This is a genomic window from Bradyrhizobium sp. URHC0002 (genome assembly GCF_054059515.1).
Genome location: NZ_JBSSCF010000001.1, coordinates 1,989,827 through 2,004,870, shown reverse-complemented (window position 1 = coordinate 2,004,870; position 15,044 = coordinate 1,989,827). Strand labels below are relative to the sequence as shown.

General features: G+C 63.7%; 18 protein-coding genes. 6 read left to right on the top strand and 12 right to left on the bottom strand.

What is annotated here, in order from left to right; genetic code table 11:
- Entirely contained in the window at positions 1 to 645 is a 645-nt protein-coding gene (locus ACVWVY_RS09505) for a response regulator transcription factor (protein WP_456626133.1), read from the bottom strand.
- A gap of 84 nt (positions 646 to 729) precedes the next feature.
- Between ACVWVY_RS09505 and ACVWVY_RS09500 the strand changes: the two genes are divergently transcribed.
- Positions 730 to 2,076: a histidine kinase gene (locus ACVWVY_RS09500; protein WP_456626132.1), complete on the top strand. Its 1,347-nt coding sequence runs from the start codon at positions 730 to 732 to the stop codon at positions 2,074 to 2,076.
- A 3-nt stretch (positions 2,077 to 2,079) separates the two neighbouring features.
- Here ACVWVY_RS09500 and ACVWVY_RS09495 read toward each other — a convergent pair whose 3' ends face one another.
- From ACVWVY_RS09495 to coxB, 9 genes are all read right to left on the bottom strand, one after another.
- The gene (locus tag ACVWVY_RS09495; protein WP_456626131.1) at positions 2,080 to 2,466 is read right to left on the bottom strand and encodes a nuclear transport factor 2 family protein; all 387 of its coding nucleotides are present in this window, start codon (positions 2,464 to 2,466) and stop codon (positions 2,080 to 2,082) included.
- Between the two features lie 180 nt (positions 2,467 to 2,646).
- On the bottom strand, positions 2,647 to 3,414 hold the full coding sequence (locus ACVWVY_RS09490) for an SURF1 family protein (protein WP_456626130.1): 768 nt from the start codon (positions 3,412 to 3,414) through the stop codon (positions 2,647 to 2,649).
- The gene (locus ACVWVY_RS09485; protein WP_456626129.1) at positions 3,411 to 3,800 is read right to left on the bottom strand and encodes a DUF983 domain-containing protein; all 390 of its coding nucleotides are present in this window, start codon (positions 3,798 to 3,800) and stop codon (positions 3,411 to 3,413) included. The genes ACVWVY_RS09490 and ACVWVY_RS09485 overlap by 4 nt, the downstream gene beginning before the upstream one ends.
- 65 nt (positions 3,801 to 3,865) lie before the next feature.
- Positions 3,866 to 4,759 carry a cytochrome c oxidase subunit 3 gene (locus tag ACVWVY_RS09480; protein ID WP_456626128.1) on the bottom strand — a complete coding sequence of 298 codons (894 nt, stop codon included), beginning with the start codon at positions 4,757 to 4,759 and terminating at the stop codon, positions 3,866 to 3,868.
- A 119-nt stretch (positions 4,760 to 4,878) separates the two neighbouring features.
- Entirely contained in the window at positions 4,879 to 5,523 is a 645-nt protein-coding gene (locus ACVWVY_RS09475) for a cytochrome c oxidase assembly protein (protein ID WP_456626127.1), read from the bottom strand.
- Between the two features lie 5 nt (positions 5,524 to 5,528).
- Entirely contained in the window at positions 5,529 to 5,693 is a 165-nt protein-coding gene (locus ACVWVY_RS09470) for a CoxF protein (RefSeq protein WP_108522215.1), read from the bottom strand.
- An 18-nt stretch (positions 5,694 to 5,711) separates the two neighbouring features.
- The gene (locus ACVWVY_RS09465; RefSeq protein WP_456626126.1) at positions 5,712 to 6,650 is read right to left on the bottom strand and encodes a heme o synthase; all 939 of its coding nucleotides are present in this window, start codon (positions 6,648 to 6,650) and stop codon (positions 5,712 to 5,714) included.
- A gap of 59 nt (positions 6,651 to 6,709) precedes the next feature.
- Positions 6,710 to 8,323, bottom strand: a complete 1,614-nt coding sequence (gene ctaD, locus ACVWVY_RS09460) for a cytochrome c oxidase subunit I (protein WP_456626125.1) — start codon at positions 8,321 to 8,323, stop codon at positions 6,710 to 6,712.
- Positions 8,324 to 8,405: 82 nt separating this feature from the next.
- Positions 8,406 to 9,242, bottom strand: a complete 837-nt coding sequence (gene coxB, locus ACVWVY_RS09455) for a cytochrome c oxidase subunit II (protein WP_456626124.1) — start codon at positions 9,240 to 9,242, stop codon at positions 8,406 to 8,408.
- Between the two features lie 546 nt (positions 9,243 to 9,788).
- Here coxB and ACVWVY_RS09450 point away from each other — a divergent pair.
- The gene (locus ACVWVY_RS09450) at positions 9,789 to 10,340 is read left to right on the top strand and encodes an invasion associated locus B family protein (RefSeq protein ID WP_456626123.1); all 552 of its coding nucleotides are present in this window, start codon (positions 9,789 to 9,791) and stop codon (positions 10,338 to 10,340) included.
- Positions 10,341 to 10,352: 12 nt separating this feature from the next.
- On the opposite strand, the gene ACVWVY_RS09445 is transcribed toward ACVWVY_RS09450, so the two are convergent.
- Complete coding sequence (locus ACVWVY_RS09445; RefSeq protein ID WP_456626122.1) at positions 10,353 to 10,847, bottom strand: N-acetyltransferase family protein; 495 nt, start codon at positions 10,845 to 10,847, stop codon at positions 10,353 to 10,355.
- An 88-nt stretch (positions 10,848 to 10,935) separates the two neighbouring features.
- Here ACVWVY_RS09445 and tldD point away from each other — a divergent pair, with 88 nt between their 5' ends.
- From tldD to ACVWVY_RS09425, 4 genes are all read left to right on the top strand, one after another.
- Positions 10,936 to 12,363, top strand: a complete 1,428-nt coding sequence (gene tldD, locus ACVWVY_RS09440; protein WP_456626121.1) for a metalloprotease TldD — start codon at positions 10,936 to 10,938, stop codon at positions 12,361 to 12,363.
- On the top strand, positions 12,360 to 13,142 hold the full coding sequence (gene lepB / locus ACVWVY_RS09435; RefSeq protein WP_456626120.1) for a signal peptidase I: 783 nt from the start codon (positions 12,360 to 12,362) through the stop codon (positions 13,140 to 13,142). The genes tldD and lepB overlap by 4 nt, the downstream gene beginning before the upstream one ends.
- Before the next feature lie 119 nt (positions 13,143 to 13,261).
- Positions 13,262 to 13,603, top strand: a complete 342-nt coding sequence (locus ACVWVY_RS09430) for an MmcQ/YjbR family DNA-binding protein (RefSeq protein ID WP_456632156.1) — start codon at positions 13,262 to 13,264, stop codon at positions 13,601 to 13,603.
- Positions 13,604 to 13,697: 94 nt separating this feature from the next.
- Entirely contained in the window at positions 13,698 to 14,273 is a 576-nt protein-coding gene (locus ACVWVY_RS09425) for a nucleotidyltransferase family protein (RefSeq protein WP_456626119.1), read from the top strand.
- Positions 14,274 to 14,408: 135 nt separating this feature from the next.
- Here ACVWVY_RS09425 and ACVWVY_RS09420 read toward each other — a convergent pair whose 3' ends face one another.
- Positions 14,409 to 14,963 carry a PAN domain-containing protein gene (locus ACVWVY_RS09420; protein WP_456626118.1) on the bottom strand — a complete coding sequence of 185 codons (555 nt, stop codon included), beginning with the start codon at positions 14,961 to 14,963 and terminating at the stop codon, positions 14,409 to 14,411.
- Positions 14,964 to 15,044 lie beyond the last annotated feature (81 nt).

Here is a 15,044-nt window from a genome sequence, read left to right as displayed (position 1 = left end):
TCAGCCGAGCCCCATCTCCACTGCGATCCGGATCAGGTCCGAGTGATTCTTGGCGCCGAGCTTCTGCTTGAGCAGCGAGGTGGTGTTGGCCACCGTCTTGTAGGAAATCTCGAGCGCGTCGGCGACTTCGACGATCTTGTCGCCGCGGCCCAGCAGCCGCAGGATTTCCAGTTCGCGCGCGGTCATTTGCGACGCCGGATTGGCCTTGATCGAAGCGCCTGAAAAGGTCACCGCCTCCGCCAGTTGCGGTGAAATGAAGTTGTCTCCCGCCGCCACCTTGCGGACGGCCTTCACCAGCATCCTTGGATCGTCGCCCTTCGAGACATAACCCTGCGCGCCCATCTCGATGGCGCGAACCACGAACGCCGGATCGTCGTTCATGCTGAACATGATGATCCTGGCGTCCGGATCCTCCTTGCGAATTCGCCGCATCAGTTCGAAACCGGAGACATCCGGGAGTTTGATATCGATCACCGTGACGTCGGGCCGCTTCGTCACGTAGGCGCGGTGGCCGGACTTGGCGTCGATGGCCTCGTCGATCTTCACGGAATTGTCCGACGCAAACAGCGCCCGGCAACCCGACAGGACCACCGGATGGTCGTCGACGATCAACACCTTCGTTGCCGATCTGCTAGTATTTTGCATCATTTAATCCCCTACCGGAATAAATAGGCGGTTGACAATATTTGAAAAGAGAAATCTTGGGTTGCGGGAGCTATATTGGTCGAAATGTGGGAAAGGTTTTCTCTTCGAACGCGGCTGTTGCTGCCGCTCGGCCTGGTGTTCGTGGCCGCGCTGCTGGCCGGAGGCGTTTCGCTCCAGATCTTTGCCAGGGCGCAACTTCTGGAAGAAACAGAGCCGGCTGCTCGCTCGGCCAGGGCGGTTGCGGCGGCGCTCAACGCTGCGCTTCAGACTTCCACCAATCCGCAAGCGACGCTGGAAGCGTTCGTGCAGTCACTGGGCGCCTCCGAAGCAATCCGGTTTCGGCGCGTCGGGACCAGCCTCGATGGTCGTGCTCCCGAGGTGCAGAGTTCCGCGGGAACGGTGCCTGACTGGTTCGTTCGCCTCCTCGCCATACCCGAATCCGGAGCCGCCTTCCCCGTGACGATCGAGGGAAGACAGGTCGGCGACATTGTCGTTGCGCCGGACTTGTCCGCCGACATCTACGAGAAGTGGATCGGATTTCTGGCGATCGCCTGCTCCGGAATTGCCCTGATGCTGTTGACGGGGGCCATTGCCCACTTCGCCGCACGTTCCGCATTGCGGCCGCTGCAAAGTCTGGGCGACGGCCTGACCCGAATGCGATCGGGCGATTACGAGCAGCCGATTGCTCCCGCCGGCCCGCCCGAGATCCGCAAGAGCGCGCAGGAAGCCAACGAACTCGCCCGCACCCTCAATCGCCTCAGCCAGGATAACCGCAGCCTGCTGCGCCGGATCGTGTCACTGCAGGACGACGAGAGGCAGGACATGGCGCGCGAGCTTCATGACGAACTCGGGCCGCTGCTGTTCGGTATCCGCGCCAACACGGTAGCGCTGCTGGAGTCCATCCCGTCCGGCCAGCCGGAGTTGAAGGGCGCCGCCGAGGGCATTCTGCAGTCGGTCGAAACATTGCAGCAGGCGAACCGCCGCATCCTCGACCGCCTGCGGCCGCTCTACATTCAGGAGCTTGGCCTGGAGAGGAGCATCCAGACGCTGTTGCAGAACGCGAAGGCGCAAGCGCCGGATCTTAACGTGACGTCGCAGATCGACACGACGCTGAACGAGGCCGACGGCTTGCTGTCACAGACAATCCATCGCGTGATCCAGGAGGCGGTGACAAACGTGCTTCGTCATGCCAGGGCGAACGCGATGCACGTGCTGGCAAGGATCAACGACCGCGAGGTGATCGTGGAAGTATCCGACGACGGCATAGGCTTTCCAGCGGACCGGATGTTCGGCCGGGGACTGACGGGAATGCTGGAGCGCGCGCGCGCGCTGAGCGGGACGCTTGAACTGCTGCGCGAACAAGGCCGCACCTGCGTGCGTTGCCGGCTTCCGGCGGGAGATTCCGCCGCACATGCGCGAGGCGAGAGCTAGCGGTCAGCCAGCCTGATCGGCGACGCCGGCAACCTCCTGACGCAACGCCTGCCCCGCGGGGGCGCAGGCGGTACGCTGGATCTTGGCGTCGCGCGAGAAAGCGAACGCGATACGGACCGGCTTGCCTTCGTGGCTCAGATAATCGAGCACGACGCCTTCGGCGGTCGGCGTGATTTCCTCGAGCCCGAAGGCGGTGGGGACGAGCGCACCGAGGCGCGGCCGCCAATAGGACTCGAGTTCGGCGCGGCCTTCGCTGACCTTGACGTCGCCGCACCGGCATTCGAGCTTCGCGTCGTCGGCATAGAGATCGAGCAGTGCCGCCAAGTCGCTGCTCCGGCATGCGTCGAGCCAGTCGACCACCAAGGCTATCTGATCGAAATCATCCGCCAAATCCGCGATCCCATCCATGCAGCCCAACCTTGTCCCGGGCGCTGACGCGGGTGACGGAGTATGACGATCGTCATGAATGGACACTGAACGGCCTATTGTCCGGAACGCACCGTGGAACTCAGCCGATTGTGCGAACCAGGGCTCCTACAAGCTAGTCCGGGTGAATACGGGGAATGGACATCAGGCGCGGCGCTGCCCGCGCCACCACACACCGAAGGCGATGACGACCGCAAAGGCCAGCGTGAACCAGGTGATGGCGTATTGCAGGTGATCGTCCTTGAGACGCACGGAGAGCGCGCCGGGTTTTGGAATGCCGCTTTCGGGCACGGGCGTTTCCAGATCGACATAGAACGGCGCGACGGCCTTGTCGGCCTCGCCCCAGCCCAGCGCGCGCGCCATCGCGCGATGATCGCGGGTAAACCAAAGTCGTTTGGCCATGCTCTCCGGCGGCGTCAGCGTTCCCGCACTTTCGGGAAAACGGATGTAGCCGGTGAGCTTCACAGGATCACCGGTGATCAGCCGGCCTACGGCGCGATCCTGCTGGTTGCGATCCTGCATCGTGTTCTGGACGAAGCCGGTATTGACCACGACGGTGTTGCCGTCGGCGAGTTGCGCCGGCAGGAACGCCCAGGTGCCGGGGCCCGAAACGTCGTCGCGAACCGCGGAGCCTGCGCTGTAGACCATCGCATCCGGCACCGGCGCGTAGGTCGCAGTAAAACTGACGCGGCGGAATTCGTCTTTGGCCGGCGTCAGCATATTCCATTGCGCTCGCGCCGGCAGCGCCGCAGGCTCGGCGGCGAGGCGCTCGTTCAGGATCGCGATCAGCGCATGCTTCTCGACCCGGCGCTGCAATTGCCAGATCCCGAGGCCCGTGAAGGCCGCCACCATCAGCAGCGTGAAGATGGCAAAGCCGGCCACCGCGGGCCGCCGTGACGAGAGACCGGTCATTTCGGCTCGCGGTCGATCAGCCGGCCGGGCGCGGCCTTGTGATGAAACTGCAGCGCGATCAAAAGCGACTTCATCGAGCGCAGCGGCAGAAGCGTGGTTGCGAGGATCAGCGGCAGCCACAGCGCCGCATGCAGCCAGAACGGCGGCTGATACTTGATTTCGACGATCAGGGCCGCGGTGACGACGATGGCGCCCGCCAGCATGATGATGAAGATCGCAGGCCCGTCGCCGGCATCGATGAAAGCGTAGTCAAGCCCGCACGCTTCGCAATTCGGACGCAGGTTGATGAAGCCCGCATAGAGCTTGCCCTTGCCGCAACGCGGGCAGCGGCAGGCGATGCCGCGTAGCGCGCTCTGGGTTACCGTGGTTGCCGCGTTATCTGTCATGCTTCGCTTTGCAAACAAAAAGGGGCGGTCGTTTCGACCGCCCCTTGTAGCACATCAAGCCTGTATCAGTGCCCGCCGGCCGCGGCCCCCGCGCCGCGGAACCAGACGTAGATGCAGATGAAGAGGAACAACCACACCACGTCGACGAAGTGCCAGTACCAGGCGGCGAATTCGAAGCCGAGATGCTGCTTCGACGTGAAGTGGCCGGCATAGGTGCGCAACAGGCACACCAGCAGGAACACCGTGCCGACCAGCACATGGAAACCGTGGAAGCCGGTCGCCATGAAGAAGGTCGCGCCGTAGATGTTACCGGAGAAATGGAAGGTGGCGTGGGCGTATTCATAGGCCTGCACGCAAGTGAAGGCGGCCCCGAGCAGCACGGTGAGGATCAGGCCGTATTTCAGGCCCCGACGGTCATCCTCGAGCAGCGCGTGATGCGCCCAGGTGACTGTGGTGCCCGAGGTGAGCAGCAAGAGCGTATTGAGCAGCGGCAGATGCCAGGGGTCGAAGGTCTCGATGCCCTTCGGCGGCCAGGTGCCCGGCACGCTGCAGGCGCCCATCGCGGTGCCCGGACCGCAGCCGAAAATGGCGTCGCGGGTGGCGTGGACCGCGTCGGCGGGGAACAGCGCGGAGTTGAAGAAGGCCCAGAACCAGGCGACGAAGAACATCACCTCGGAAGCGATGAACAGGATCATGCCGTAGCGGTGGCTGATCTGCACGACGCGGGTGTGGTCGCCCTTGTACTGGGCTTCGCGGATCACATCGCCCCACCAGCTCGCCATGGTGTAGAGCACGCCGACGGTGCCGGCACCGAAGATGAACGGGGCCGCGGCGGTCATGTGGTGCATCCAGGTGATGGCGCCCACCGCCATGATGAAGGCCGAGATCGAGCCGACCACCGGCCACGGGCTCGGATCGACGAGGTGGTAGTCGTGCTGCTTCGCGTGCGCCGTAGCCATTGCGGTCTCTCCGTTAGATGTGCCGTTCCCTTCGGCACATATTCGTCTCAAATTTCAAATCCGAAATCCCGTTAGATACGGAACTCCTGATTCACAAGTTTCCTGTCACAAGCTTCGCGTTACAAGTTTCCCTTGCGCTTGTCGGCTTCGCCGGCCGCGACCGGCTTCGGCGCGGTCTCGCGCACGGGATAGAAGGTGTAGGATAGCGTGATGGTGTTCAGGCCGTCGTTCTCGCTGTCTTTCGCCAGCTGCGGATCGACATAGAACACCACGGGCATCTCGCGCTTCTCGCCCGGGCCCATGGTCTGTTCGGTGAAGCAGAAGCAGTTGATCTTCTGGAAATAGGCGCCGACCGTCAGCGGCGCGACGTTGTAGGCGGCAACGCCTGTGGTCGCACGCGCGGCCTGGTTGGTCACGGTGTAGAACACGGTGACGACTTCGCCGATCCGGACCTCGATCTCGTTCTGCTCAGGTTCGAATTTCCAGGGCAGGCCGGGGCCGACATTGGCGTCGAACCGCACGGAAATCTTGCGCGCCAGCGGCGCGTCTGTTGGCGCCGAGGTCGAGACCTGGGTGGTGCCGTTGAAACCGGTGGCGCGGCAGAACCAGTCGTAGAAGGGCACGGCGGCATAGGAGGCGCCGACCATCAACACCACGACGAAGCCGCAGATCGAGGCCACCACCGCATCGCGCGTCAGGGTACGGCGCGAAGCGATCCCCTCGCCTCCAGCCGGTCCCTCACGCCTTTGCGGATCGTTTTCCATTTCAATCACATCGGCCGGACGAGAACGGCCGGCCCCTTGACCATGGTGACCGCGAAGAACAACACGACAAGGACGCCGAGCGCGAGCGCGATGGCGATCGAGCGCTGGCGGCGGCTTCTTTTCTGCGCCTCGGTGAGGACGATTCCATCTGGCTTGCGATTGTCGTCCATGCGTTCGCCATGCGCCCCCTACCCGAACACTGGCGCGACGGCGCGGACGACCACTTCGAGCAAGAGGGTCGCAAACAGCGCGAACAGATACAGGATCGAGAACGCGAACAGCCGGCGCGTCGCGCGCACCGCCCGCTTGCCCTCGCGGTGGCGATAGACCTCGATGGCCAGCCACATCATGCCGGCGCCAAGCACCAGCGAGGTGACGCCGTAGACCGCGTCGAAATAGCCGAGCGGCCAGGGCGCAACCGCGATCGCGACCAGCACGATCGTGTAAAGCAGGATCTGCAGCCGCGTCGCATCGGGCCCGGCGACCACGGGCAGCATCGGAATGCCGGCGCGGGCATAGTCGTCGGAACGAAAGAGCGCCAGCGCCCAGAAATGCGGCGGGGTCCAGAAGAAGATAATGAGGAAGAGCAGCAGCGGCTCCATCGACAGCGAGCCGGTGGCCGCGGCCCACGCCACGACCGGCGGCAGCGCGCCCGCGGCGCCGCCGATCACGATGTTCTGCGCCGTCCAGCGCTTCAGCCACATGGTGTAGACCACCACATAGAAGAAGATCGTGAACGCCAGCAGCGCGCCGGCCAGCAGGTTGACGAGGATGCCGAGCGTCAGCACCGAGAAGAACGCCAGGATCAGGCCGAACGCCATGGCTTCGCCCGACGTGATGCGTCCGCGCGGGATCGGCCGGTTGGCGGTGCGCGACATCAAGGCGTCGATGTCGCCCTCATAGGCCATGTTCATCGCGCCCGAGGCACCGGCCCCAACCGCGATGCAGAGGATCGCGGTGAACGCCAGCACGGGGTGAACGTGGCCCGGCGCGATCACGAGGCCGACCAGTGCCGTGAAGATCACGAGCGACATCACCCGCGGCTTCAGCAGCGCGAGGTAGTCCCCGACCTCCGCCTCGGAAATCCGGGGGAGTACATCGATGGCGTTGTGATCAACTACCGACAAGATTTATCTCGCTTCACTAAAGCCGCGGCGCGCAACAGCGGCGCGCCGCGAATAACCGTTTACTGAACGCGCGGCAGCACTTCGAACTGGTGGAAGGGCGGCGGCGACGGCAGCGTCCATTCCAGCGTGGTGGCACCGGCGCCCCACGGATTGGCCTCGGCGACCCGCTTCTTCGCGAAGGCATCGACCACGCCGTAGATGAAGATCAGCACGCCGAAGCCCGAGATGTAGGAACCGAACGACGACACCAGGTTCCAGCCCGCGAACGCATCCGGGTAGTCGACGTAGCGGCGCGGCATCCCGGACAGGCCGAGGAAGTGCTGCGGGAAGAACACGAGATTCACGCCGATGAAGGTGAACCAGAAGTGCAGCTTGCCGATCGTCTCCGAGTACATGTAGCCCGACATTTTCGGGAACCAGTAGTACCAACCGGCGAAGATCGCGAACACGGCGCCGAGCGACAACACGTAGTGGAAGTGCGCGACCACGTAGTAGGTTTCCTGCAGCACGCGGTCGACGCCGGCATTGGCCAGCACGACGCCGGTGACGCCACCGAGCGTGAACAGGAAGATGAAGCCGATCGCCCACAGCATCGGCGTCTTGAATTCGATCGAACCGCCCCACATCGTGGCGATCCAGGAGAAGATCTTCACGCCGGTCGGCACCGCGATCACCATGGTGGCGGCGACGAAATAGGCCTGCGTCGCGCTGGACATGCCGACGGTGTACATGTGGTGCGCCCACACCACGAAGCCGATGCCGCCGATCGCGACCATGGCGTAGGCCATGCCGAGATAGCCGAACACGGGCTTCTTCGAGAAAGTCGAGACGATCTGGCTGATCATGCCGAAGCCGGGCAGGATCAGGATGTACACTTCGGGATGGCCGAAGAACCAGAACAGATGCTGGAACAGCAGCGGGTCGCCGCCGCCGTCGGCGGAGAAGAAGGTGGTGCCGAAATTGCGGTCGGTGAGCAGCATGGTGATGGCGCCGGCGAGCACCGGCAGCGACAACAGGAGCAGGAACACCGTCACCAGGATCGACCAGACGAACAGCGGCATCTTGTGCAGGGTCATGCCCGGCGCGCGCATGTTGAAGATCGTGGTGATGAAGTTGATGGCGCCGAGGATCGAGGAGGCGCCGGCCAGATGCAGCGACAGGATCGCGAAATCGACCGCCGGTCCCGGATGGCCCGAGGTCGACAGCGGCGCGTAGATGGTCCAGCCAGCGCCGACGCCGTTGGCGCCCGGCTCGCCCTCGACGAAGGTCGACATCAACAACAGCGTGAAGGAGGCCGGCAGCAGCCAGAACGAGATGTTGTTCATGCGCGGGAACGCCATGTCCGGCGCGCCGATCATCAGCGGCACGAACCAGTTGCCGAAGCCGCCGATCATCGCCGGCATCACCATGAAGAAGATCATGATCAGGCCGTGCGAGGTCACGAACACATTATAGGTGTGGGATTCGTGGAAGAACTGGACGCCGGGATACATCAGCTCGATGCGGATCGCGATCGACATCGCTGCACCGATGACACCCGCGAAGATCGCGAAGATAAGGTACATCGTGCCGATGTCCTTATGGTTCGTCGAATAGACCCAGCGCCGCCATCCGGTCGGATTGGCATGGGCGTGGTCACCATGGGCGTGATCGTCGTGTGTCGTCGTTGCCATTTTGAAATCCTGCCTTGCAGTCCCTTTGCGGACCTCTTTCAGGTCCCGTCGCCCTTGTCCCTTAGTGTCCCTTGGCCGCGCCTTACTGCGTGGCCTGGCCACCAACTGAGGCGAACGTGTTCGCCGGGTTGGTCGCATATTTCTTCTTCGCCGCCTCAACCCAGGAAGCGAATTCCTGATCGGTCACCACCCGCACCGCGATCGGCATGAAGGCGTGGTCCTTGCCGCACAGTTCCGAGCACTGGCCGTAATACACGCCGACCTTGGTGGCCTTGAACCAGGTCTCGTTCAGGCGGCCGGGGATCGAGTCGATCTTGATGCCGAACGACGGCACCGCGAACGCGTGAATCACGTCGGCGCCGGTGGTCTGGACGCGAACCACCTTGTTGACCGGCACCACCATCTCGTTGTCGACGCCGAGCAGGCGCGGCTGCTTGTCGGCCGCCAGCAGCGAATCGAATTCGAACTTGCCGTTATCCGGATAGGCGTAACTCCAGTACCACTGCTTGCCGGTGACCTTCACCGTCAGGTCGGCCTTGGGAATGTCGAGCTGCAGGAACAGCAGGCGGAACGACGGCACCGCGATGGCGACCAGGATCAGCACTGGAATCAGCGTCCAGGCCACCTCGATCAGCGTGTTGTGGGTGGTCCTGGAGGGGACCGGGTTGGTCTTGGCGTTGAACTTGACCACCACCATGACCAGAAGCGCCAGCACGAACAAAGTGATGATCGTGATGATCCACAGCAGCAGATTATGGAAGCTGATGATGCTTTCCATCACCGGAGAGGCGGCTGGCTGCAGCGTCATTTCCCACGGCTGCGGCTGCGCCGCCAAAGCCATTCCGCCGGCTGCGAGCGCCATGCCCGCCACCGTCAACCCCAGCAATCGCCGGCCCATCTGGCCACTCGACATCTTCATGCCGCTCGCGCTCCCTTGAATAAGTCCCCAAAGCACTCCCGCCGAATGGCCGGGAATGCCGCACGATCCGCCCTCACAAACGGCCTACCGGAGGTACTTTTGGAAGTACACCTTCAAAAGTACCTGCAACAGCATTGCTCAGTACCCGGGCCTGATCGTTAGAACGCGTCGAAATCCAGCCTCTCAAACCATAATTCTAAGGCTCTCGCAATGCAGTAGTGGGGCGCAACGCCATGCGTCACCTGCTATTCGCCGGATGTCGGATTTTTCCGGCAAATCAGCAAAAACCCGCCATTTTGCAAGGCGTCGCCGCTTGACAGCCCGGTTGCCGGATGTACGCACAGTGACGGTGCTCCCGAGCGGCCTGATTCGCTCAGGGCTCCCGACCGTCCTTGGGTCGGTCCTTAAGGATGGCGCGGATCGGCTCCTGGACTGCCTTCAAGGCGCCGTCATTGCGTATCAGTCCGGTAAGCCCAGTTACAATGTGGCCGGCCCAGCCGGAATGTCACCGGCGCAGCCGGAAATGATAAAAGAGGATCGACCCGGATGGGGCGTTCGAAACATCAGGCAGGAATGTATCAGACGGGATTTGGCCTGGAACCGGCCCGCTGGCTCGGCGGCCTGTTCGCCGTGGCGTTCCTGCTCGGCCTGACCCAGGCGGCCAGCGCCCAAGGCGCGGTGCGCTCGGTCCATGGCGACTGGCAGATCCGCTGCGACACCCCGCCCGGCGCCCAGGGCGAACAATGCGCCCTGATCCAGAGCGTGGTGGCCGAGGACCGCTCCAACGCCGGCCTCACCGTGATCGTGCTCAAGACGGCCGACCAGAAGAGCAAGCTGATGCGGGTGGTGGCGCCGCTCGGCGTCCTGCTCCCCTCCGGCCTCGGGCTGAAACTCGACAACCAGGACGTCGGCCGCGCCGGCTTTGTCCGCTGCCTGCCCAATGGCTGCGTGGCCGAGGTTGTCATGGACGAGAAGCTGCTCGGGCAGCTTCGGACCGCCAAAACCGCGACTTTTATTATTTTTGAGACGCCCGAAGAGGGAATCGGGTTTCCGCTCAGCTTGAACGGGCTGGGTGAAGGGTATGACAAGCTGCCCTGAGGGGAGTTGCCCCTAGAACAGGATAGCCATCAGGACCACGTTTTCGTAGACGCCATCAACCTTGGTGGCGTTACGCTGCAAGCCTTCGATCTCGAAGCCGACCCTCTTGTAAAGCTCGATCGCGATCGCGTTGTTTTCCCGAACCGTCAGTTCGACCCGGTGCAGCCCAAAGGCCTGCGCCGCGCCGAGCGTCTGCCGGATCAAACGCGTACCTATTCCCTGCCGCCGGAATTCCGGCAGAAGCGCGATGCCGAGAACGCCGCCATGCGCATAAATCGGCCTGGGCTTGGGCGCGACATCGCACCAGCCGACGACCTGCCCGGCCGACACCGCGACCAGTTGCGGATAACCCTGTCTGATATTGTCGAGAACGAAGGCCTGCGTCGATTCGAACGGCGGGGCTTCCAGAAACGCGAGATAGCGCCGCTCCCGCGCGACGAAATCGAGGGCTCGATGAAAGCTTTCGATATGGTCTTGAGCTATCGGAACAATTTCGACTGATGCCATCGTCTCGGCAACGTGTTGATCCCGCCCCTCGCGGAATGGCCGGGAAACAACTATCTTGGATGCGCCCCTCCGACAACGGACTGATTTGATGACCAATCCCGCCACAACCTCCCTTCTCGACCGCGCCAATCTCGACCGCGATGCTATCAGACGCGAGATCATGCGGGGCCTTCAGGGGGCCGACGATGGCGAGCTGTTTCTGGAATATGGCCAGACCGAAGCGCTCGGCTTTGACAACGGCCGGCTGAAGCAGGCGACCTACGACACCTCCCAGGGGTTTGGCCTGCGCGCGGTGAAGGACGACGCGGTTGGGTACGCGCATTCCTCCGACGTATCCTTGCCGGCGCTGATCCGCGCGGCGGATGCGGTGGCGGCCGTGCGCGGCGGCTACAGCGGCAATTTTGCCGCTGCTCCCGCGCATACCAATGTGCGGCTCTATGGCGACGACAATCCGCTGGATGCGCCGGGCTTTGAAGCCAAGGTAAAACTGCTGGCCGAGATCGACGCCTATCTACGCGACAAGGATCCACGGGTGCGGCAGGCTTCGATCAGCCTAGGCGCCACCTGGCAGGTGGTGGAAATCCTGCGCCCCGATGGCGAGAGCTATCGCGATATCCGCCCCTTGGTGCGGGTCAACATTTCGGTGGTCGCCGGGCAAGGCGACCGGCAGGAGAGCGGCAGCAAGGGTTATGGCGGCCGCGAGGGCTATGCGCGCTTCATCGAAACCAAGGCATGGCGCGAGGCGGCCGACGGCGCCATCCGCGAGGCGCTGGTCAATCTGGAATCCGTCCCCGCCCCCGCCGGCGAGATGGACGTGGTGCTGGGCGCCGGCTGGCCCGGCGTGATGCTGCATGAGGCGGTCGGGCATGGCCTCGAAGGCGACTTCAACCGCAAGCAGACCTCGGCCTTTGCAGGGTTGATGGGCAAGCAGGTCGCGGCCAAGGGCGTCACGGTGGTGGACGACGGCACGATGGCCTCGCGGCGCGGTTCTCTCTCCATCGACGACGAGGGCACGCCGACCAATCGCACGGTGCTGATCGAGGACGGCATTCTGGTCGGCTACATGCAGGACCGCCAGAACGCGCGGCTGATGAACATGAAGCCGACCGGCAACGGGCGCCGGCAGAGCTACGCGCACGTTCCGATGCCGCGCATGACCAACACCTACATGCTGGCGGGCCAACGCGACCCCGCGGAAATTCTGGCCTCGGTGAAGAACGGCATCTACGCCGCGAATTTCGGCGGCGGCCAGGTCGACATCACCTCCGGCAAATATGTGTTCCAGTGCACCGAGGCCTACAAGATCGAAAACGGCAAGCTCGGCGCGCCCTTGAAGGGCGCGATGCTGATCGGCAACGGGCCGACCGACCTGCACAGGATCACCATGGTCGGCAACGATCTCGCGCTCGACACCGGCATCGGCACCTGCGGCAAGAACGGCCAGGGTGTGCCGGTCGGCGTCGGCCAGCCGACGCTGCGGATGGAAAAGATCACCGTCGGAGGAACGGGCGCATGAGCGAGGAGAAGGATAAGCAGAAGGACGGCGCGAGCGGCAAGCCTGCGAGCTGGCGCGCGCAGGCCGTGCAGTTGGCTGCGATCGTGGCTGTCGTGTTCGTCGCCAAGGGCGCGATCGCCGAGCCGTTTTACGTTCCGTCCGGTTCGATGGAGCCGACGCTTTTGATCGGCGACGCGCTGGTGGCGTCGAAATTCCCTTATGGCTACGGCGCGGCATCGCTGCCGATCCAGATCACGCTGCCGGAAACCGGCCGCGTGTTCGGCGACACGCCCAAGCGCGGCGACGTCGTCGTGTTCCGCTGGCCCGGCGACCGCTCGCAGGCCTGGGTCAAGCGCGTGGTGGGATTGCCGGGCGACCGCATCCAGTTGCGGCAGGGACAGCTGTTCATCAACGACCACGCCGCGGCGTTGAAGCCGGATGGCACAGGCCAGGCCGAAGACGATCGCGGCAACACCGAGCGGGCCTATCGCTTCGTCGAGACGCTGCCGAACGGCGTCAGCCATGCCATTTTCAAGATGCGCGACAATGGAAGGCTCGACAACACGCCCGAGGTGACGGTGCCGCCGGGCCAACTGTTCGTGCTCGGCGACAACAGGGACAATTCCGCCGACAGCCGCGTCGCGGTGCGCGACGGCGGCGTGGGACTGCTGCCGATCGACAATCTGATCGGCCGTGCGGATGCCGTGGTCGGCTCGTGGGATATGGGCATGCGCAGCCAGCCGGTGTGGACTTGGCTGTCGGGTTTTCGGCTGGCGCGGTTTTTTACTTCCGTGCAGTGAAGCCTCTCTCTCCGTCATGGCCGGGCTTGTCCCGGCCATCCACGCCTTTCTTGCTGATGCACTTCTAAGACGTGGATGCCCGGACAAGCCCGGGCATGACGATGAGGAGAGAGCCAGCATTGACCTTCGACGAGTTGCGAGAATTCGCGCTGGCCTGGCCAGAGGTCGAAGACGGCACTTCCTATGGCACGCCGGCATTAAAGGTGCGCAAGAAGATGCTCGCCCGGCTCAGGGAAGACGGCGACAGCCTGGTGATGCCGGGCGTGCCGCAGGACGAGCGCGCGATGCTGGTGGAAAGCCAGCCGAAGCTGTTTTACTTCACCGACCACTACCGCGATTATCCGATGGTGCTGATCCGCCTGTCGAAGGCCAAGCGCGCCAATGTCGAGCCGCTGTTGCGCCGGCACTGGCGTACGCTTGCGTCGAAGAAGGCGGTGAGGGAATTCGACATGACTTTGTAGGGTGGGCAAAGGCGCGCAGCGCCGTGCCCACCATCTTCCACGCTCGCAAGAGAATGGTGGGCACGCTTCGCTTTGCCCACCCTACGGCAGTACGATGAACCGCGACCAATTCCTCACCGCCGCCTTGCAAAATCCCGCCAACGAAATCATTGCCGAGGAATTGTTTCGGCTGGCGCTGCCGGATGCGTGGCTGGTCTCCGGATGCCTGGTGCAGACGGTGTGGAACGTGCTCACGCATCGCGCGGTCGATTACGGCATCAACGATTACGACGTGTTCTATTTCGATCCCGATACATCGTGGGAAGCCGAAGACGAGATCATCCGCACGCTGGCGGCGCGGTTTGCCGGTCGGGGCATTGCGGTCGAGGCACGCAACCAGGCGCGCGTTCATCTCTGGTACCCGGAAAAGCATGGCCTGCCCTATCCGGAGCTGCGTTGTTCGACGCAAGGCATCGACCGGTTTCTGACCAGCAATACCCAGATCGGAATCCGGCGCACGCGCGAGGCTTACGAGGTGTACGCGCCGAATGGCTACGACGATGTCGCCGCACTGATCGTGCGGCCCAATCCCGGCGCGAATTTTTCGAAAGCGAATTACGAGGCGAAGGCGGCGCGATGGAAGGCGCTGTGGCCGGAGATCACGGTGCTGCCGGCGGGCGCGGAATCGTAGGGTGGGCTATGCGAAGCGAGCCCACCATCTACTTGCACCAATGGTCGGAAAACGTGGTGGGCACGGCGCAAGCGCGCCTTTGCCCACCCTACGAGTTCCTCGCAATGGCGGCATAGGCAGCGGCGTCCGTCGCAGCTACCGCACCACGCCCGAGGTAAACCCCGCCTTCCGCCGCGGCGGCTTGATGTCTTTCTTCAGGAAGCAATGCGCCTCCGCGCCGGCATAGCCCGGCCGGGCATAGGTCCAGGCGCGGCACTTGTTGTCGGCGGCGCAGGCGGCCTTGCAGGCGTCGTCGCCGTCGCTGCTCTTGAGATCGAAACTCTTGTAGTCGCCGCCGAAGCGGTCGATCGAGGTTTCGATGGTCTCGTTGCGCCGTTCGACCACGCCGGCGCCGCGCACGCCGGTGACACAGCAATCGCTCTGCACCCGCGCGGGCACGTTGCTCTTGAGCCAGCACACCGCACGGTTGGCCAGGTCGGTCGGATAGCTGAAGGTCCAGGCCCGGCAGCGGCGGTCGCGCTCGCACACCAGCGCGCATTCCGCCGGATCGCCTGAGGTCACGGGCGCACTGAGATAATCGCCGCCGGGACGGTCGAAATTGGCCTGCGCGAGCGCCGGGCGCGCGGATACGGCCGCCGCCAGGAAGGCGAGCATCACCACACACGCCCTGAGCAGGCGAACAGTCCCCATCCGTAGTTGCTTTCGAATGCGCGCTTTCAGGCCGGGATGACCTCAAATCATCATCCCGCCTATCTCTTTGATCGAAGCGCC